General features: G+C 37.3%; 16 protein-coding genes and 1 pseudogene. 1 reads left to right on the top strand and 16 read right to left on the bottom strand.

All coding sequences use genetic code 11. From position 1 onward, the window contains the following. Nucleotides 1-11 precede the first annotated feature (11 nt). The 7 genes from topB to IGJ11_RS06320 form a co-directional block, all read right to left on the bottom strand. Nucleotides 12-2,201, bottom strand: a complete 2,190-nt coding sequence (gene topB, locus IGJ11_RS06350) for a type IA DNA topoisomerase (protein WP_063627096.1) — start codon at nt 2,199-2,201, stop codon at nt 12-14. Between the two features lie 264 nt (nt 2,202-2,465). Continuing rightward, on the bottom strand, nt 2,466-3,653 hold the full coding sequence (locus IGJ11_RS06345) for an LCP family protein (protein ID WP_207432208.1): 1,188 nt from the start codon (nt 3,651-3,653) through the stop codon (nt 2,466-2,468). 127 nt (nt 3,654-3,780) lie between these two features. Further along, nucleotides 3,781-4,644 carry a shikimate dehydrogenase gene (locus IGJ11_RS06340; RefSeq protein WP_207432209.1) on the bottom strand — a complete coding sequence of 288 codons (864 nt, stop codon included), beginning with the start codon at nt 4,642-4,644 and terminating at the stop codon, nt 3,781-3,783. Between the two features lie 256 nt (nt 4,645-4,900). After that, entirely contained in the window at nt 4,901-5,671 is a 771-nt protein-coding gene (locus IGJ11_RS06335) for an ABC transporter ATP-binding protein (protein ID WP_207432217.1), read from the bottom strand. Between the two features lie 2 nt (nt 5,672-5,673). Continuing rightward, nucleotides 5,674-6,555, bottom strand: a complete 882-nt coding sequence (locus IGJ11_RS06330) for an ABC transporter permease (RefSeq protein ID WP_010737553.1) — start codon at nt 6,553-6,555, stop codon at nt 5,674-5,676. Further along, nucleotides 6,552-7,592, bottom strand: a complete 1,041-nt coding sequence (gene trpX / locus IGJ11_RS06325) for a tryptophan ABC transporter substrate-binding protein (protein WP_207432220.1) — start codon at nt 7,590-7,592, stop codon at nt 6,552-6,554. The genes IGJ11_RS06330 and trpX overlap by 4 nt, the downstream gene beginning before the upstream one ends. 355 nt (nt 7,593-7,947) lie before the next feature. Then, nucleotides 7,948-8,592: a hypothetical protein gene (locus IGJ11_RS06320; RefSeq protein WP_207432222.1), complete on the bottom strand. Its 645-nt coding sequence runs from the start codon at nt 8,590-8,592 to the stop codon at nt 7,948-7,950. Nucleotides 8,593-8,794: 202 nt separating this feature from the next. On the opposite strand from IGJ11_RS06320, the gene efbA reads away from it, so the two are divergent. Next, complete coding sequence (efbA, locus tag IGJ11_RS06315; protein WP_010737550.1) at nt 8,795-10,504, top strand: fibronectin-binding protein EfbA; 1,710 nt, start codon at nt 8,795-8,797, stop codon at nt 10,502-10,504. 296 nt (nt 10,505-10,800) lie between these two features. Here efbA and IGJ11_RS06310 read toward each other — a convergent pair whose 3' ends face one another. From IGJ11_RS06310 to IGJ11_RS06270, 9 genes and pseudogenes are all read right to left on the bottom strand, one after another. Beyond that, nucleotides 10,801-11,613, bottom strand: coding sequence for a MetQ/NlpA family ABC transporter substrate-binding protein (locus tag IGJ11_RS06310; protein WP_161637818.1), 813 nt, complete (start codon nt 11,611-11,613; stop codon nt 10,801-10,803). Between the two features lie 11 nt (nt 11,614-11,624). Then, on the bottom strand, nt 11,625-12,296 hold the full coding sequence (locus IGJ11_RS06305; protein WP_010719198.1) for a methionine ABC transporter permease: 672 nt from the start codon (nt 12,294-12,296) through the stop codon (nt 11,625-11,627). Further along, a complete protein-coding gene (locus tag IGJ11_RS06300) occupies nt 12,293-13,015 on the bottom strand; it encodes an ATP-binding cassette domain-containing protein (RefSeq protein ID WP_207432230.1) in 723 nt (240 codons plus the stop codon). The genes IGJ11_RS06305 and IGJ11_RS06300 overlap by 4 nt, the downstream gene beginning before the upstream one ends. Before the next feature lie 406 nt (nt 13,016-13,421). Next, nucleotides 13,422-13,981 (bottom strand): annotated as a pseudogene (locus tag IGJ11_RS06295) (transposase); the annotation flags it as partial. Between the two features lie 146 nt (nt 13,982-14,127). Then, nucleotides 14,128-15,414, bottom strand: coding sequence for a hypothetical protein (locus tag IGJ11_RS06290; RefSeq protein WP_251849761.1), 1,287 nt, complete (start codon nt 15,412-15,414; stop codon nt 14,128-14,130). A gap of 243 nt (nt 15,415-15,657) precedes the next feature. Beyond that, entirely contained in the window at nt 15,658-15,831 is a 174-nt protein-coding gene (locus IGJ11_RS06285; protein WP_178286290.1) for a hypothetical protein, read from the bottom strand. 722 nt (nt 15,832-16,553) lie between these two features. Further along, nucleotides 16,554-17,462, bottom strand: coding sequence for a LysR family transcriptional regulator (locus IGJ11_RS06280; protein ID WP_053766051.1), 909 nt, complete (start codon nt 17,460-17,462; stop codon nt 16,554-16,556). Then, the gene (locus IGJ11_RS06275; RefSeq protein WP_053766052.1) at nt 17,459-18,163 is read right to left on the bottom strand and encodes a carbonic anhydrase family protein; all 705 of its coding nucleotides are present in this window, start codon (nt 18,161-18,163) and stop codon (nt 17,459-17,461) included. Before IGJ11_RS06275 ends, IGJ11_RS06280 begins: the two co-directional genes overlap by 4 nt. Nucleotides 18,164-18,194: 31 nt before the next feature. Then, complete coding sequence (locus IGJ11_RS06270; protein ID WP_251849764.1) at nt 18,195-18,836, bottom strand: YfbR-like 5'-deoxynucleotidase; 642 nt, start codon at nt 18,834-18,836, stop codon at nt 18,195-18,197. Between the last annotated feature and the right edge of the window lie 394 nt (nt 18,837-19,230).

Below are 19,230 nucleotides of genomic sequence, written 5' to 3'. Positions count from 1 at the left end.
TTTCGGAATAATTATTTTTCTTCTTTATTTTTTTCTCCTGATTTTTCCATCCACGGAAAAGAAAAACCGATCGAATAATCTGCTTTTAGTTCTAGTACCGCATCAAACTTCCCTTTTTTGCCAGTCAACCCTTTAACTACTTTACTAGTCTTACCTTTAGACAATAATTCCCGCATCATCGTTTTCGTCAGCTTCTTCTTTGCAATCGTTGGCCAAAGTTTAAAATCACAAGAAGCATTGGTACAAGTTGCTACTTTTGGATACAACATGACGATCCCTTGTTTACACTTTGGACATCTGCCTAGTTGATCATTTTTCTTCTCCAGCGCTTTGATTTGGCGCGTTCCAGTGATTTCTTCAGATAAATCGACTGAAGTCAGTTGTTTTGGCACGGATTCGAGTAAATGAAGGATGAATTTTTTGATATTTGCTAAAAAGACTTCGGGTGTGCCCTCATTGTTACCGATCTTTTTGAGGTATCCTTCCCACTGAGCAGTCATTTCCGCACTAGTCAACAAAGGTTCTTGAGCGACCGCTTTACAAAGAGTGATTCCTTTAGCCGTAACAGTGATTTCATTTTTAGTGACCTCGATATAGTGACGTTGCTTTAGATTTTCAATAATATTGGCCCGAGTCGCTTCTGTTCCGATTCCCTCAACTTCTTTTAAGATTTCTTGTGCTTCTTCATCATCCAATGTTTTCCCTGCCGTTTTCATCGCAGTGATCAGTGTTCCCTCATTGTATGGTTTTGGTGGTTGTGTTTCTTTTTGAATACTTTTCAGATCAACGCCGACCACCTGACCTTTTACCACATCTGGTAATACTTGGACTTCTTTCTGCTTGCTTTTGGTTGCCAAGATCATTTGCCACCCTTTTTTGATTGGGATTTTCCCTGTACTTTTTAAGCGAAGTTCTTGGACACCAGTATAAATCGTTGTTTCTTCATATACATAATTTTCGGCAAACATTGCCATAGTCGTTTTCGCTACTTGTAAATAGATGGCTTGTTGCAGACGTGATAATTGCGCAAAACGTTCCTTGGAAGGTATCGTTTTTGTTGGAATAATTGCATGGTGTTCTTGGACTTTTGTCGCATCAACATATCTTTTTTTCGACCATGTTTCAGGAGTCTCTACGCTGCTGATCCCTAAAAAATCTTTATAACGTACTAGGTTTTTCACCAAGTAGTGATGTTCATTTTCAGTAATGTAAGTAGAATCTGTCCGAGGATAGCTTAAAAATTTCTTTTCGTAGAGCCCTTGGGCAGCATCTAATGTCGCTTTGGCACTCACCTTCATCAATTGGTTCATTTTTGTCTGGAGGCTAGATAAAGAAAATAAACGTGGACTACTTAGTTGTTTTTCTTTTTTAATCACCGACAAGATCTGTCCTGATTGCTTCCCTAGATGCGCGCCTGATTTTTCAATTGCTTGATGTAGTGCTTCGAGGGTTTTAAAATTCTGCTTGGGATCGATTTTCCCTGTAAACCGACCATCATCACAACTGATCGTCGCTTCTATTTCATAGTATGGTTCTTTTTTGAAGTTTTTAATCGTTTCTTGTAACTGATAGATCATATATAAGGTTGGCGTTTGGACACGTCCTAAAGAAAAGCTGCCATCGATCCCTTTTTGTTGCAGTAAGAGACTGTATAAGGGGCTCCCGTTCATCCCGATCAACCAATCCGCATTCTGTCTAGCTTTCGCTTCTTTATATTTAGGAAAATAGCTCTCGCCTGGACGAAGGTTTTTAAAGCCTTCATAAATCGCCTCTTTTTCCAGCGAATTGATCCACAAACGCTGATACTTTTTGCTTTTGGAGAAGGCTTGTGCTTGAATGATAATCGACCAAGCAATGGCTTCTCCTTCACGGTCTCCGTCTGTGGCGATAATGATCGTATCTGCTGATTGTAATTCCTTTTTGACGATTGAAAATTGTGCTTGTTTTTCTTTCGGCACTTCATAGCGGAAGGTTTCTGGGAAAATTGGTAAGTTAGCCAAGGACCATTTACTCCAGCGTTCTTCATATGCACCAGGAGGGACCATGTCCACTAAGTGACCGAATCCATAAGTAATCGTTACTTCCCCACTAAACAACGGATCAACGATCTCATAATACCCTTCGTGACGTATTCGTTTCTTAAATGTTTCAGCATAAGCTTTTGCTTGGGAAGGTTTTTCAGCCAGTATAACAGTTTTCATTTTATCCCCTCCATGATTCTCAGTCTTAGAACAGACTTCTTTATTATGGAACAAACATTCGCATATGACAACCCAAAAACTATTTTTTCAAAAGAAAAAAACGACTGAAGACCCTTGTCTAACAGTCGTTTTATGAACTTAGCTTTTACAATTGGTGAAAATCCAAAGTGTTGCATCGTCCACCTATTAAAAATGGAGGACTTTTACCTAAACGAAGTGAAATAGATGATTACAGAGAGTAACTTCCTATTTCTTTTCTTCCATTTATTTACTTAAAAAATCACTGATTGCTGCACGATTGGCGTCATTGTCGATCACCAAAATACTTCCGGCATAACTACTGTTTCCGAAGTTCCATGAACCTTCAACAGGCACACTTAAGCGATCCACACCACCGACACCTCGAGCAATCGACAAGAGATTTTTGATAATAAACAATGATGAAACATCCGTTGAGGTATAACCAATGGCTTTTCCGGCAGCGTAAGGGGCACGAATCAAGTTTAGGGGATTTTTTAGCTGACTAAAAATCGTATTCATGACTTGTTGTTGCCGTCTTACTCGACCAAAATCGCCTTCTTCATCTTTTCTAAAGCGTGCATACTGTAAAAGTGTATGACCATCCATTTTTTGGACACCTTTTTTGATATCGACACCATCCAGATTTAAATCTTTCTCTGCATCGATCTTGATACCATTCATAAACAATGCATCGACCACTTTTTCAAACGATTTAAAATCGACTTTTGCGTAATACTGGCAATCAAGTCCAAAATTTTCTTTGATGGTTTGACGGACCAGATCAGCACCGCCATAAGCATAAGCTGCATTGATCTTATTTTGACCAACTCCTGGAATTGTTACAAAACTATCACGCATAAATGAGATCAATTTTGGTTTATGAGCAGGTCCATCTAACTGTAACACCATGATCGTATCTGCACGACCAGCATCCTCACCTCTAGTGTCACTACCTAATATCAGAATATTATGTGCGCCACTCGAAGACTGTACACCATCAAATGATTCCGTTGTAACACTCGGCAAACTGGTATCATGTTCTGCCATGGATTTCCCGACAAAAAAGGAAATGACTGAAAATAAGAATAAAAATAGAATAATGCCTAGAATGATTTTCCCCCACGAACGTTTCTTTTTTGGACGAACTTCTTTTGGCTCTTTCTTCCTCTTAAAAAAGCTTTTCTTCGTTTGATTAAATCCTTTTTTGTTTCCTGCTTTTGCATAGGAATAAGGGGTTTGATAGTCATTAGCTTGTCCTTCTCTGGAAGAATAAGAAGATTCCTGATCAGGTTGATAGATCCGAGTAGCTTCATCTCTTGGATTATTCAACGCTTTGTCCTTTTGACGTTCACGTCTAAAAAAACCGGTTGATTCTTTTTTTAGTGGTTTTGCTTTTTTATGGATGTTCTTATAACGATCCATCCGACTCATTTTGTTTCCTCCCTGCTATCTGTACAAGTAAATAAAGGATACGCTATCTTCTTGATAAAAACAGCTATTTGAACCACAATTTAATAAAAAATAACGAAATGAGACAAGCCATTACACGTAAAGCGCATCACACTTCTTGTTCTAATCGTTCTCGTATGTTCTGGACTGGCATTTCTCGATGTGTCCACAGTTCAAAAGCAATTGCTCCTTGATGAATCAACATACCTAAACCATTATAGGCTTTGATTCCCATTTTTTTGGCTTCTTGGATCAAACGTGTCTCACTAGGGGAGTAGATCAAGTCAAAGACGGCTAATTGCGAATGCAACAACTTTACATCAGCAATCGGTAATTGGTCTTTCTTGCTTCCCATTCCGATATCAGTTGCGTTGATCAATAGATTCGCCTGACTCAAATCTAATGCCAGTTGACTTTCGTCCGCATAATCATGTAATCGGATGGGACAACCTGTTTTCTCAGAGACTTTCGCAAAATACTCTTTTAGTGGTAAAAAAGTGGCATTCAAACGTTTGTAAATCGTGATTTCTTGTGCGCCTTCTAGTGCCATTTGTACGACAATTGCTTTTGCTGCACCACCTGCTCCCAGAACAACGATTTTTTGATTTTTGATTGGATGCCCCGTTTCGTTGACGGAACGTACAAATCCCATACCATCTGTATTGTAGCCAATCAAACGTTGCTCCTGGTGAACGATCGTGTTGACCGCTCCGATCAATTCCGCTTCAGGGCTTAACTGATCAAGGTATGCCAAGACAGCCGTTTTATTCGGCATTGAAACATTTACGCCCAACATATCTAATGTGCGGATACTCTCAACGGCTTGTCTTAGGTTCGTTTGATCTACCTCAAAAGCCAGATAAACGGTATCAATACCCCAATGTGAAAATGCCAGATTGTGCATGAGCGGTGAAAGACTATGAGAAGCAGGCTTTGCAAAAAAGCCTGTGAGTTTTGTTTTACCAGAGATCATCTTTTTCCTCCTTATAAAATAAAACAACCATCCAATCCTCGTAAACATGACACGAGACATCAGATGGTCGATTGTTTAGTTCTGTTTCTTGTGCTTTTTCTTATGTCTATGATTGACGAGTCTTTCTAAGTTTAAAGGAGGTATGAGAAACTTGTCAACATGATTGTCAAACAAGCGGGGCCTCTTTCTCATTCATTTAAAACAAATCAATCTACTATAGGCATAAGTAGAAGGAAAAGCAGTCAGTAATCAAAAACTAATCTAACACTTCTTCAAAAAATTGTAATAGATCCGCTAGTGACAATTGCTCTTTTTCTTCTTTAGACAAATCTTTCACGATTCGTCCTTTTTGTAAAACGATCAGACGATTCCCATAATTCAAGGCATCTTCCATCCGGTGGGTGATCATCAAGCAAGTCAAGTGTTGTTCAGTAATCCTGCGATTGGTTAATTGCATCAATGATTTGGCAGTTTTAGGATCGAGCGCTGCTGTATGTTCATCTAATAGCAGCAACTCAGGCGCTTCAATGGTCGCCATCAATAAACTCAATGCTTGGCGTTGCCCTCCTGATAATTCCCCAGCTGGCGTATCTAAATGTTGCTCCAACCCATTTCCAACTTCTTGACACAATTGATAAAATGTTTCTCTTTGGTTCTTTAGGTTACGGAGACGAAGGGGTCTTTTCTTTCCTCTTTTTTGAGCCAAAAGCAAGTTCTCTGCTACTGTCATCCTTGGAGCTGTGCCCATCTTAGGATCTTGGAACACCCGAGAAAGAAAAGAAGCCCGTTTTTCTTCTGTTTCTTTCGTGATATTCCGCTCTTTAAAAGCGATCGACCCTTGACTTAATTGTAATGTTCCTGCGATCGTGTTGAACAGCGTACTTTTTCCCGCACCATTTCCACCAAGGACCGTAATAAAATCGCCTTTATTGATTGTCAAATCAATTCCATCTAATAATACTTTTTCTTCGCTCATGCCATTGCTAACGACTTTTTTTCCATTTTTAATTGTGATGATCGCTGTCATGGTCAAACCTCCTTTTCAAAACCGGTTTTAAGTTTCAATGCTTGTTTTAACTGAGGAATCATCAAACAAATGGCTAAAATAATAGCGGAGAAGAGTTTGAGATATGTTGTGTCAAACCCAAGTTTAATGACGATCAGGATCAATAATTGATAGATGATGCTTCCCACGACAATGGCAATCAAGCGTTCTGCTAACGTTAATTCGTGGAAAATCACTTCTCCAATAATGATAGAAGCTAGCCCGATCACGATGACACCAATTCCTTTATTGACATCGGCATACCCATCATTTTGTGCAATCAATGCACCTGATAAAGCAATAACACCATTTGAAAGAGTCAATCCTAAGATTTTCATTCGATCTGTTTTGATCCCTAAGGAACGAGCCATCGTTTCGTTGTCTCCTGTCGCGATATACCCTTGACCTAAATCGGTATTGAAAAAGAACAGTAAGACACCAATCAAGAGACTTAATGCAAGCAAGCCAAGTAACACGGTATCAAAATAGTCAGGTAAATGAAGACCATTGAACGTATCTTGTAAAATCGAATGATTCAATAAAGAAAGATTTGGTGTGCGCATCACGAATAAAATCACCGAGTTTAATCCAGACATGACTAAGATTCCGGCAAGGATCACTGGGATCTTTCCTTTGGTATACAACAGCCCCGTAACTAGTCCGGCAAGCATGCCTGCACCAACGCCAAGCAGTGTTGCTAAAACCGGTGAGATCCCATGAGTGATAGCTGTCACACAAACTGCTCCACCTAATGGAAATGATCCTTCAGTCGTCATATCAGGAAAATCCAAAATCCGATAAGTCATAAAGATTCCTAATCCTAAGATTGCCCATAACATCCCTTGTGAAATTGCTGATACGATCATTGTTCATCCCCCTCGTCTTTCGGTTCTTCTGAAACATTTTTAGCTTCTTGCTTTATAGAATCAGGAATCGTGATCCCTAATTTTTCCGCCTGTTTTTCATTGATGATGACATCTCCTTTATCAAAGACGTAAACAGGTGTCGTTGCTGGTTTTTCTTTTCCTAGTGCAAGCATCGCAGCCATTTTCCCACTTTGAACACCTAAATCATATTGATTGATCCCAATAGTTGCCAAGCCACCTTGTTCGACCATTGAATCAACTGAAGGGATCACTGGGATCTTCGCTTTATCGGCTTCTTTTACCACTGTCTGCATAGCATTAGCAATTGTATTGTCTAAAGGAACATAAATGAAATCCACTTGTTGACTCATCACTTGGACAGTTTGGGCGATTTCATTCGTAGAAGGTACAGCATATTTTACTGAAGTCAAACCTGCTTTTTGAATCGCTTTTTCTGCTTGGCTTACTTGGTATTTTGAATTATCTTCTGAAGAAGCGTATAAAATCCCGACTTTCTTCGCATTCGGCAACAATTCAGCGCCTAACTTGAGTTGCGCTTCAACAGGAGGCTGATCAGATACGCCTGTGATGTTTCCACCTGGTTCTTTTAAAGACTTCACTAAGCCGGCACCAACTGGATCTGTGACCGCACCTAAGACTAATGGGATCGTATTCGTTACATTAGCTAAAGATTGAGCAGCCGGAGTAGCGATCCCTACTAGGACATCTGGGTCAGCTTGTACTAATTGTTGACTCATGGTGGCTAATTTACTTTGATCTGCTTGCCCGTTTTGAAAGGAGATCGTTAAATTTTTTCCTTCCTCAAGCCCTGATTGCTGAAGACCGTCTTTGATCCCACGGTAAATTTCATCTAATGCCGGATGGCTCACATATTGCAAAACCCCAACGGAAACAGTTTGATCCGTTTCTTTCGGTTTCGATTCAGTAGAAACAGGCGTTATTTTTTCATAAATAAAGGTTCCTACTAAGTAAAGCATAATAAGTGCAACAACTGTGATCAAACGTTTATTTTTCATTTTTCTTCCCCCTCATTCCTTTAATCATCATTATTCAAGTCTGGTTTCTGACACGAACTGACAAAAAAGACAATCACCCCAACGGTAATTGTCTTCTTACATACAAAAAACCGCATAGATCGAATCTATGCGGTAGTCAAATTTCTTGTCCAGCATAGATACAAATTTTAGATTTGTACTCTAAAAAGTTGTATCTACGGTCAAAGTTCGCCATCAATACAACTTATCTACGCCAGTTACGCCAAGCTTGAGTTGTTCCTGCTAAAAATTGGTTTGATAAGTTCATTGTGGATCACCCTTTCCTTAATAATTAATCTAAGTCTAATCGAATTTAGCATGTTCGTCAACTGTTTTTTTATTCCGTCTTATTTCCAGCATTAAGATCTGTTCCCAGTTGAGCATTAGTCGAAGTCGTTTGCGTTTCTTTCCCAAGTTCTTCTTCTAATTTCTTGATATTCGCTAATGGCAAACGATTTAATTCGGGAATCAGCTGCGTAGGGAAATCACTTAACTGATTTGTGTTATAGACTAAGCGATTGGTTTCTTTGCCATTTTGGAAAAAGATCACCGTCAAATGCTCTTGCTTTAAATCGTAGCGTTGTTCTAATTCATTGACCTGATAAACCAATGGGTAAAAATAAATAGGGCGATTCAATTCCGCCATTTTTTTTGGATCATGAAAAATGTCCATTAATGCTTGATACATTTCTCCACTTGGCACACTGAACAAAACTGAAATAGCTTTACTTTCTTCAATTGTTTGCGATGCTTCATTGATATTCAAAGGTTTAAGCTTAGGAGAATTGATTTCTGCATAGACTAAGCTCTCCACCTGTGCTTCTCTAATATTTTTAGGAAAGACAAACATCGTGATCGTAATGACCAGTGAAACAAGGAATACGAACAATAAACGCATAAAATAGCGTTGTGGATGCGTATCGAAATCAGCCAAAAAATGATGGTATTTGACTTTGATGGTCTCACTTATCTCTTTCCACATAGCGATCACCTTCTTTTTCGTTTTCTTTTATTATACCTAAGTTTGAGGTAGATAGAAAAAAATACATTTAAAGAATATCGATTATTTTTCAATCCAGTATCTTTTTATGATCAAATCAGTTGATAACTACCTAGTAAATTGGTCTTTCTACGTTTTTTTCGTTATAATGAAATTACTTATGAAAAGAAATGAGGAATGAACCATGTCCTTTGATGGTGTCTTTACTCATGCAATGATCAATGAATTGCGTGAGACTCTATTATCTGGTCGGATTTCTAAAATCCACCAACCTTACGAAAATGAAGTCGTATTAGTGATTCGCTCACGTGGTAAAAATCAGCGTTTGCTCTTATCTGCACATCCTAGTTATGCTCGAATCCAGATCACTCAGATCGACTATCAAAATCCAGACACACCACCGAACTTTGTGATGATGTTACGCAAGCATCTTGATGGGGCAATTTTGGAGTCGATCGAACAAATCGAAAACGACCGAGTGATCCACTTTCATTTCACGAAACGAGACGAACTAGGAGATCTCCAAAATATCATTTTGATTGTGGAACTCATGGGACGTCATAGCACGATCATCTTAGTGAATAAAGAATCAGGAAAAATCTTAGATGCGATCAAGCATATTGGTAGTTCACAAAACACTTATCGTTCCCTTCTGCCTGGTGTAGACTATATTGCTCCACCTGAACAAAACCAGCTGAATCCCTTTAGTCAGGAAAAAGAAAAAGTCTTCCATCGGCTTTCTCAAATGGACTTGACACCAAAAGGAATCCAACAACAATTTCAAGGAATCGGTTTTGATACTGCGCAAGAATTGGTAGCTCGCTTAACAGAACGCCCCAATGAAAAAATGTTGGTATGGCAAGAATTCTTCACAGCAATCGACACCCAACTCTCCCCTAGCCTTTATGAAGTAGCGGAGAAAGAATATTTTACGCCGATCAACTATCGTTTCTTTGACTCAAATACGCAACAAAAAAAGATGTACCCGACTCTCAGTGCGTTATTAGATGCGTTTTATCAAGAAAAAGCAGAAAAAGACCGTGCCAAACAACAAGGTGGCGAGCTCATCCGCAAGATTGAAAACGAGCTTAAGCGAAACAGAAATAAACTGAAAAAACGGGAGCAGACCTTAAAAGATTCGGAAAATGCCGAAGATTATCGTCGAGATGGCGAACTATTAACTACTTTTATGGCTCAAGTACCTCGGGGCGCAAATGAAGTAACATTGCCTAATTATTATGAAGAAGATCGGCCGATCACAATCAAGCTTGATCCAGCATTAACGCCCAATCAAAATGCCCAAAAATATTTCCATCGCTACCAAAAACTAAAAAATGCCGTCAAGTTGATTGGTAAACAGATCGAAGAAGCTAAAAACGAGATCGATTATTTAGAATCTGTCTTGTCCCAATTAGAGATTGCTGGACCTATGGATATCGAAGTGATCAAAGAAGAATTGACAGCAGAAGGTTATTTAAAAAAGAAATCTTCGAAAAAACAAAAACGCAAGAAACCTTCACAGCCAGATCAATATCTTTCTACTGATGGTACGTTGATCTTGGTAGGGAAAAACAATCTTCAAAATGATCAACTTTCCTTAAAAACGGCGAAGAAAACAGACTATTGGCTCCACGCCAAAAATATCCCTGGCTCTCATGTCATTATCAAAAGTGACCAGCCATCTGATGAAACGATAACTGAAGCCGCTGAATTAGCTGCTTATTTCTCAAAATACCGTCATTCTGCCCAAGTGCCCGTGGACTTGGTTCAAGTCAAGCATTTGCGCAAACCGAATGGCGCAAAACCAGGCTATGTGATTTATGAAAATCAAAAAACGATCATTGTTACTCCAGAAGAAGAAAAGATCAACAAGATGAAACAGATGACTAACTGATGTAATGCAATTTAATCTAGTCAACAGTATCGCATCTGGCCATCATCGATGAGTAAGCACTCCCCTTTTTATTCGCTAACATGACAAGTGCCCCTTCCAGAAAATATCGGATGATTTTTCTGGAACAGGCACTTGTTTCTATTATCTAGTCTATTGCTATCTTTGAACGGGTTCATCCAAGCACTTCACTCTTGTCTTTCATGACAGCAAAAAAACGAGTAGGATGTCGAATGCCACCCTTACTCGTTTGTTAAAAACAGGCGTTTTGTTGATTCCTTCTCACTTACTTCGTTCTTTTAAAAAGCTGGAATATTTGCGCCTTTAGAATTTTTCTTAATATACTCAGCGACTTCTTTCGTCGTCATTGCTTTTTTCAATACGTTGATTTTCTCGCTGTCTTTTTCCCCTTCTCTCGTTACCAATTGCAAAGCGTAATGTTTGCTGGCAGCTTCATCTTCCAGTAAAATCGCATCTTTGGTCGATAAGCCCGCTGGTTCTAAGTAAGCAGGGTAACAAAAGACCATCGCAATGTCCTTTTCATCATAGGCTTTTACTAGATTCAATAAATCGATTCGTTCAAATTGAAGATTTTTAGGATTGTCAACGATATCCGCCACTGTACCGTTGAACCCCATGTTATCCTTTAATTTGATAACACCATTTTTATTTAAGATCGCTAATGCTCGACCTTCATTTGTTGGATCGCTTGGAATACCGACTTTAGCATTTTTGGGCAATTGATCAGCATTCTTATAGTTTTTGGAATAAAAGCCCCCCGCAAAATAATAAATGGGTTGAACGGCGACTAAATCTGCTTTTTTTTCTTGATTGAACATTTCCATAAACGGTTCATGCTGTGCAAAATTGGCATCTGCTTCATCATGTTGAACGGCATCATTATAAGCCACATTGTCACTTACTTCCATAATATCAATGGTGTAACCCTGTTTCTCCGCTTCTTTTTTGGCAATCTCCAAAATATCTTTTGATGACTCTAACTGAACAGCCACTTTGATTTCCTTTTTGTCTTTATCCGCTGAATGACCTCCACAAGCTGCTAAAGTTAAGATCGCAATCATTGCAAAACCAATCAAATAAAACTTCTTCATTCTTCTTCCTCCTATTTTCGTTTATCCAGTGTCTGAGCAACAAAGTTTCCCAGCATTTGTAAAATAAAGACTAAGACGATCATGATCACAATGGCGACATACATGACCCCATATTCATAGCGTTGATAACCGACACGAACAGCAAAATCACCGATTCCGCCACCGCCAATGACTCCCATGACAGTCGAATAGGAAACCATACTGACAGTCGTCGTCGTATACGCCAAGACTAAACCACTTCTCGCTTCTACTAGTAAAAAATGCCAGATATATTGAAAGCGAGTCGTCCCTAATGAATTGGCCAATGCATAAGTTTCGTCAGAAACATCCAGCAAAACCTGTTCAACTAGCCGGGCAAAGATAGTGATCGCAATGATACTAAGTGGTACAGAAGCTGGTATAGGACCAAAGGCTTTGCCTAATACCGCGCGAGTTACTGGGATCAACGCAATCACAAATAATAGATATGGAAAAGAGCGGATCACTGTGACTAAAAAATTCAAGGTCCAATAAATCCAAGGATAACGACCTCGAACTTTAGGATTCGTCAAAAACAACCCTAAACCTAGGGGTAATCCGCCAACCACACACACGCCCATCGAAATAGCCATCATGATGCCCGTTTCTTCGAGACTGGTCAGTAGGGCTGGCCAATACTCCATCATGCTTTGTGAATGAATCATTGCGCTAAGCTCCTTTTTATTTTTTCAAAATACGTCAAGTTTTCTTCCGTATAACGTTGTGGGTGATTTCTTAACTCGCCAATCAACTCGCCATTTTCCATGACCAAAATTCGTTGGCATAAGCTTTTCACGGTTTCTAATTCGTGGCTAACAAAGAAAATTGTCGGCTGGAATTCTTCATGGACTTTATGCAATAAACGAATCACACTTTCCGTATTTTCTTCATCTAGTGAGCTTGTAGCTTCGTCACACAATAAAATTTCTGGGTCACGTGTCAACGCCCGAGCAATCGACACTCGTTGCTTTTCACCGCCAGATAGTTTTACTGGATATACAGCAGCTTTATGAGCCATCCCAACAAAATTTAATAAATAATCGATTTTTTCACGGTTCTTTTTCTTTTGCAGCTTCAATGGTAATTCTACATTTTCATACACCTTTAAGTTATCTAATAGATTATGGTTTTGGAAAATCATCCCCATTTTTTGTTTTTGCTGCCTTTTTTCTTTTTTGTTCAACTTTTGAACGGCCACACCATCGATTAGGATTTCCCCACTACTAGGTTCTTCCATTAAGTTCAACAAACGAAGTAACGTGGATTTACCAGAACCGCTTTTCCCAACGATTCCAATGATCTCACCTGGTTCGATTGTCAAATGAATATTCTTTACCGCTTGCGTGCCTTCATAGCTTTTAGTTACATTGATCAATTCAATCATCTGTTCCTCCAACGAAAAATAGTACACCTCATCAAACTGTTTGATAAAAAATAGATAAATCAGCTTATTGATTTTCTATTTGAATAAAAAACGCTTCCTAAATACTAACTGTTTCTATAATGGCGGAGTATTCGTAAAAAAGCAACTTTTTTACTCATCTTCTATCTGTTTTTCAACTGTATTAATAATAGTGTTTTATAAACCGATTTATCTGTATCTTTTAAGAACCCTCACTGTAACAAGCATGTATTCTATCTATTGCCATTAATCACCATAGGCTAACAACGTTGTTATTTCTTTTTTCAACAAATTCAGTTTATTTTTCATAAAAACGAAAAATAGGAGGAAAAGAAAAAGCGGTCAAACGATCGCTGTTGTCGATCGTTCAACCACTTTTTCAATGGCTCTATAATTTGAGAGTGGGACAATAGTTCTTTCTCAAAAAGAAAATAAGTTCGACTTTGATGGCTAGTGTCAAAATCGAACTTATTTTTTCTATTATGTACACTTTCCTCTCCATATATTTTCCTAATTTTCTTAAATTTAATGCCATCAGTGCCAAACCAATATTAATCGTTGCTCCTTGTTTCCCACGCAAATGGAAACGATGGAACGCCAAGTGAGTCTTCAGATTCCCGAACACTAGTTCGACTTCGATTTTCTCCTCTAAAAGCTTTTTTCTGCATTCTGCTTTGAAATAGCGCCAATTATTATTTACTTGAATTTTTCGCTTTTATTCACTTTTCGCACGCGTACATTAACGACGGACTGGACAGTTCCGACAATCCTCACATTCATAGATTTTGAAATCTTGAATAAAGCCACCTTCATCTTTCGACTATCATTTTTGAACGGTATCGGACGATTCGCTGGGCAAATGTATTCATCTTGTTCTTCAAGGTAGTGCCAGTTTTCCACGTTAAATGGATTCTCCTTGTATTTCTTTTTGTTTTCTTTGTGATAACTTAGGATCTTTTTGATTAATCAATTAATCAACATGAAATAACAAAAAAATCTGAGACAGAATGAGGTTCATTCTGTCTCAGATTTGATTTTACACCACTCATCAGTCCTTATTGACAAAGAGCCAAGGTTTACACACTTTTTGTAGACTATCTTGTCATAGATATAGTTGTATTTTGTGCAATAGGTTTCTCTGAATTATTTATAACTATACTTTCTAGTTTTTTTGAAAGGTTCTGTTTCAATGATATGTCTCTTTTATTTCTTTCTTTAGCAAAGTTAATATTGAGTTTATTATACTCATTAAGAAACTTTTTTGCTTCAAAAGGACTTATTTTCCCTTGGCCTTCAAGCGAATTTATATGATTTACCTCCTTAATTATTTCAGCTTGAATATGAAATTTTTCCGACTCTAATTTTGGAATTATGTTACGATTTATCTCATTAAGGTCTGCTTTTACGTCACTAATATTACGAGGATTTTCAAATTGAGTCCTATACTGATCCTGTAATAGTAAAAGTAACTCTTTTTCTTGCCTACGGAAAGCATTGATTTCTTGAGTTCCCTCGTTGAACTGGGATATAAGTTTTTTACTTCTTATTAGAATACGTTCTGTTTCTTGTAGAGAAATAGTAGGTTGCTCTGTGCGTGATGTTGTCGTAGGTTGCTCTGTGCGTGATGTTGTCGTAGGTTGCTCTGTGTGTGATGTTGTCGTAGGTTGCTCTGTGTGTGATGTTGTCGTAGGTTGCTCTGTGTGTGATGTTGTCATAGTTGATTTACTTGTGCTCACAGAATGGGTTTTCTTTGATTCTATAGACTCTTGTAATTGATTTACCATGTCTTTACAATTGGATATAAGATAGTCGATATGCTTTTTATTTGTACTTAAAACTTTTATTTCTTTATAGCATTCTTTAAGCATTTTTTTGTTCTTTATTTTATGCTTTCTTAAATTTACCTTTTGCTGTGTCATTTTACCATATTCAATTACTATATCATTTCTTAGTTTACGGAATTTCGAGCAAAAATTTTGAACCCGCCGGAGATTCGTTTGTAATTGATTAACTTCTATAGAACTTTCAGTAGAAATTCCCTCTTTTAATTTTTTAAAATCTGTCTCTTCTTGCTTAATAAGATTCTTTATTTTTTTATGTAAAAATTTTTTAGCAGAATATGGCTGTCTTGAAACATCATCTTGTATTTTATCTAAATGTTTTAAGTTCCCCTTATTTCTGTGTTTTGAGTGTAGTTTTTTGTGTGAATAAGTTTTATCAGATAAGCGGGTGGTTTCATTCCTGTTTTCTAAATCTAGTACTTTTCCTAATCCCCTCCCTTGATTTTGGTTGTCTAAACTAGGCAGTGCCCTTGCTCCGCCTATTCCACTTGCTATGCTTAAAGCATTAATAAAAGTAACTATCATTTTGTCTAATCTCATATGCCATCAATCTCCTTTTCATTTAATGATTTTCACTTATCCTACGGAAAATAAAAACTTATACAGAAAAAATTCTGTTTCAAAAGCCATAATGCACCGATCATCAAAAGTTAGACCAAAAATCTAACGTCTGAAACTTTAATTTGCCCAAAGTCTGTTCGAGTCTTTCTAATCAAACCAACTAGTCCTTCACGTTCCTATTTTTGTACCCAACGATAGAGTGCACATAGAGACGCTTCACTTTTAATAGATATTTACCTTAGCTACTACATTTTTATCTAAAAGAGTTAATTCTTGGCTACTATCTGCCACAGTAGATGGTTCATTTATTGTAGAAGCATATCCAGAGATTTTGCTTTCAGATACACTAATTCCAATAGTTAAAATATCTAAAGATAAGATAAACTTATTTTTCATTTTCTATTACCTCGAAATCCAAAAAACAGAAAGCGCTTTCTGAATAAATCATAACAGAGAAATCAAATTATATATATAAAAGTCATAAAAAATAGTTTTCATGTCATAATCGTTCATTTTTTCTGTATTGTCCTTTATTTATAAAAAATTATTTCCACATCCACAGTCAATAAGAGCAACGAAATTCAATTCATTTTAGGATATAGATTAAGGTTTTGATATAAAAATTCGAAATTTTTTGCATACAAATAATTTACAATTGTTATTATATTTTATAAAGGTAATTTATAAATTTATTCATTGTTCATTTGTACAGGTTGATCGTATTTTACAAATCAATCAACTAGATAAATTACTATAAGGAGTAGCGAGAGATAATTTAGTGATAGATATCTAAAAAAATACCATGAAAAATTGGTTTAGTTAAACAATTACGGAGGAGTAAATATTAGCGATTATGACGTAAAACACATATTTTATGAAATTTTTTTACATAACTTAAAGTATATAATATATCAGAATAAGAAAACGTTTTTTTGTTGAAAGTGCTATCTAACACCTTTTAAGGAAACTTAAATAATGTGAAGAAAAAAATATTATTTGGTATTTATTTTGTCTCATTGTCTTTCAAAACACAAAAAAAATCTGAGACAGAATGAGGTTCATTCTGACCCAGATTTGATTTTACACCACTCATCAGCCCTTATTGACAAAGAGCTTTTTCAATTTGTTTTGATCTGACTTAGTAAAACGGTTAGACTTTCCATGAATTTTTGTGCAATTTCGCTTAATTGGCGCTTAGCAGAATAAATCACATACAATTCATTTTGGGGACTATTTGCCAATGGAATCAAACGTAAATACTCTTTGATCTCACCAATGACCAGCCCAGAACCTGAAGCATAAGCATCTGTTTCTAACACGATATTCATCAATGTTCCCCGATCACTCGTATAGATCACCGTTTCTTGATCAGGACTTTCAATCAAGTCTTCATAAAAATAAGGAAAATTATTGCCATCTTGTGTAAATCTCACTTGGGGATAAGGAAGTAATTCTTCTTTAAAAATTTCTTTCTTCTCACTGAGCGGATGTCCCTGACGTAAAAAAATGTGCGTTTGAAATTCTCCTAATGAATGGGCAACTAGCTCCCCTTGCTCTAAGTAGCGCTTGATCCCTGCTTGATTGTGTTCATTCATATAAAGAATCCCAATCTCACTATGCTGATCCTTCACTTCTTCAATCACATTAGCAGTCGTTGTTTCAATGATTCGAAACTGTTTGATCTCACTTTTGAAAGAAGAGATCAACTTTGCTGTTAAAGGACCTAAGAAATCATAATGTTGCGAAGCAATTGAAAAGCTTTCACGCTTCTCATTCGTCAAATAATAATTTTCTAAAGACTCTAACTGTAAGAGAATCCGTTCCGCTCTTTTTAAAAACTCTTGTCCTTCCTCGGTCAGATACGCCCCTCGATTCGTTCGAGTGAACAGCGTGATCCCTAACTCGGTTTCTAATTCTTTGATTCCTGCGGAAAGACTTGGTTGTGCGACATAGAGTTTTTTAGCTGCTTCTCTGAAACTCCCATTGTTCGCTACAGCAATTACATATTTTAATTGTTGGAAGTTCACTGATGATCCCTCACAAAATAACTGATTGGACGATTTTTCAACGGTTGGAGCGGACGGTTGTTTGGTTGTGCATACTGTCCTTTAAAAGGAATCAAGAAATCTTTATTTAGTTTTTGCACTTGATCCATGACAAACCATTGGATTGGCCCACTCGTTGGTGGCGTAGTTAAAGAGCCGACATAATGGTAATGGCTTTTTTGTTCAGGAAAAAGAACCAATGGATTGGTCCAATGTTCATGTTTTTCTACATCCCAACTATCGCCATTGTCTCGATCATACAACCAACCTTCATCCGTCGTTAGCTGAAACATCACACCAACAACTAAATTTTCTTTTTTGGCATTCATATGAACAAAGTGGAACTCGATATCTTCTTGATTCCCATTGATCAGATGTTCAGAAGGCATATGAAAATGGATATCTGTGAGATAATATTTCTGACCTTTAAATTCGACATAACTAAGCTGATCATAAGGAACCAAGTGGATCGTATTTTTAAATTCTTTATCTGTAAACCGTTGCTTCTGATAATGAAAAGCAATGGTATCTGATTGATCCTTCGCTGGTTCACAAGTGGTCAATGGAATGGGCGACTGCAATTCAAACGCCGCACCTTTAGCAAACCAGTCGCATAATTCAGCCCAATGTTCTGGTCCTCTTTCTCCCGTATATCCCCATTCAACATCCATATTCTTTTTCACTTTTATTCCTCCTGCATCTTTGCAAAATTTTCTATTGTTGACTATTTTTAACGATCGTGGAAACAGTCGCTAAAAAGTCTTCTTTCCCATAAAATTCTTGATTCAGTAATTCATGGAAAATCTCGTTGAAGAAATACTTGACAGAAGGACGATGCTCAAACCCTTTGATCGTAGTTACCGCTTCAATAAACATCTCTTTATATACTTTTTCTGGATTGTTCTTGATGATCTCTTCAAATGATTCATACAATAGATCGACTTTATCAGAGATTGCTAATAACTCACCTTCCACTGTGTCATCTTTTCCTTCAAACAATCGTCGGCGGTATACTTCTTGAAACTCTTCCGGAATCTCTTGGTTGATGAACTCATCCGTCATCTTTTCTTCAACTGTTTGTAACATTCCCCGTAACTCTTTATTTGCATACTTGACCGGTGTTTTGATATCCCCGATAAAACGTTCTGTGTAATCGTGATTTAACGCTTTTTCATAAAGTAATTTCCAATCGATCGCTTGACCATGAACCTCTTCAATGTCACCTAAGACTTGAGCAATCGAAGCCACTCGATAAGAATGAGCGGCTACCGTATGTTCAGTAAATTTAAAGAACCCTGGCGCTCGTGTAATTTTTTCCAAATTATTCAAACCTAAAATAAATTCATTCAATCCCATAAAATAGCCTCCCCTTTACTTTTCCGATGATTTTATCATTAAATAACTATCTTTCGCAAATATCCCGTTTGTAAATCAACGAAAAATTAATCTTTTTGATGAGAATCATGCCATTCTTGCTATAAAAAAATAGAAACCAGAAAAACAACTCTAGTTTCCATCAAAATAATCATAAGATTCAAAACCAACTCTGTGTAAGCTCCTCGCCTTAAAAACGACAAGCGAAGCACAGCAACTATTAGTTCAGAAACATTCAAAACAACATAGCTCTAAAACCAAACGTCCTCGTTTGCTCTTGTATCAGTGGTTTTGGAAGCATTCAAAACAACATAGCTCTAAAACCTCGCAGAAATTTTTTTCTTACGAAATTTCGTAATCGCGCTACTCGTCCATA

Source organism: Enterococcus sp. DIV0691, assembly GCF_051711145.1.
GTDB classification, from domain to species: domain Bacteria; phylum Bacillota; class Bacilli; order Lactobacillales; family Enterococcaceae; genus Enterococcus_B; species Enterococcus_B hirae.
Note: the sequence above shows the minus strand (reverse complement) of the source record. Positions and strands in the feature narration are given on the sequence as shown.

Coding starts and splice junctions, on each gene's coding strand:
- topB (WP_063627096.1), bottom strand. CDS start 2,201: ATGAAAACTGTTATACTGGCTGAAAAACCTTCCCAAGCAAAAGCTTAT.
- IGJ11_RS06345 (WP_207432208.1), bottom strand. CDS start 3,653: ATGAGTCGGATGGATCGTTATAAGAACATCCATAAAAAAGCAAAACCA.
- IGJ11_RS06340 (WP_207432209.1), bottom strand. CDS start 4,644: ATGATCTCTGGTAAAACAAAACTCACAGGCTTTTTTGCAAAGCCTGCT.
- IGJ11_RS06335 (WP_207432217.1), bottom strand. CDS start 5,671: ATGACAGCGATCATCACAATTAAAAATGGAAAAAAAGTCGTTAGCAAT.
- IGJ11_RS06330 (WP_010737553.1), bottom strand. CDS start 6,555: ATGATCGTATCAGCAATTTCACAAGGGATGTTATGGGCAATCTTAGGA.
- trpX (WP_207432220.1), bottom strand. CDS start 7,592: ATGAAAAATAAACGTTTGATCACAGTTGTTGCACTTATTATGCTTTAC.
- IGJ11_RS06320 (WP_207432222.1), bottom strand. CDS start 8,592: ATGTGGAAAGAGATAAGTGAGACCATCAAAGTCAAATACCATCATTTT.
- efbA (WP_010737550.1), top strand. CDS start 8,795: ATGTCCTTTGATGGTGTCTTTACTCATGCAATGATCAATGAATTGCGT.
- IGJ11_RS06310 (WP_161637818.1), bottom strand. CDS start 11,613: ATGAAGAAGTTTTATTTGATTGGTTTTGCAATGATTGCGATCTTAACT.
- IGJ11_RS06305 (WP_010719198.1), bottom strand. CDS start 12,296: ATGATTCATTCACAAAGCATGATGGAGTATTGGCCAGCCCTACTGACC.
- IGJ11_RS06300 (WP_207432230.1), bottom strand. CDS start 13,015: ATGATTGAATTGATCAATGTAACTAAAAGCTATGAAGGCACGCAAGCG.
- IGJ11_RS06290 (WP_251849761.1), bottom strand. CDS start 15,414: ATGAGATTAGACAAAATGATAGTTACTTTTATTAATGCTTTAAGCATA.
- IGJ11_RS06285 (WP_178286290.1), bottom strand. CDS start 15,831: ATGAAAAATAAGTTTATCTTATCTTTAGATATTTTAACTATTGGAATT.
- IGJ11_RS06270 (WP_251849764.1), bottom strand. CDS start 18,836: ATGGGATTGAATGAATTTATTTTAGGTTTGAATAATTTGGAAAAAATT.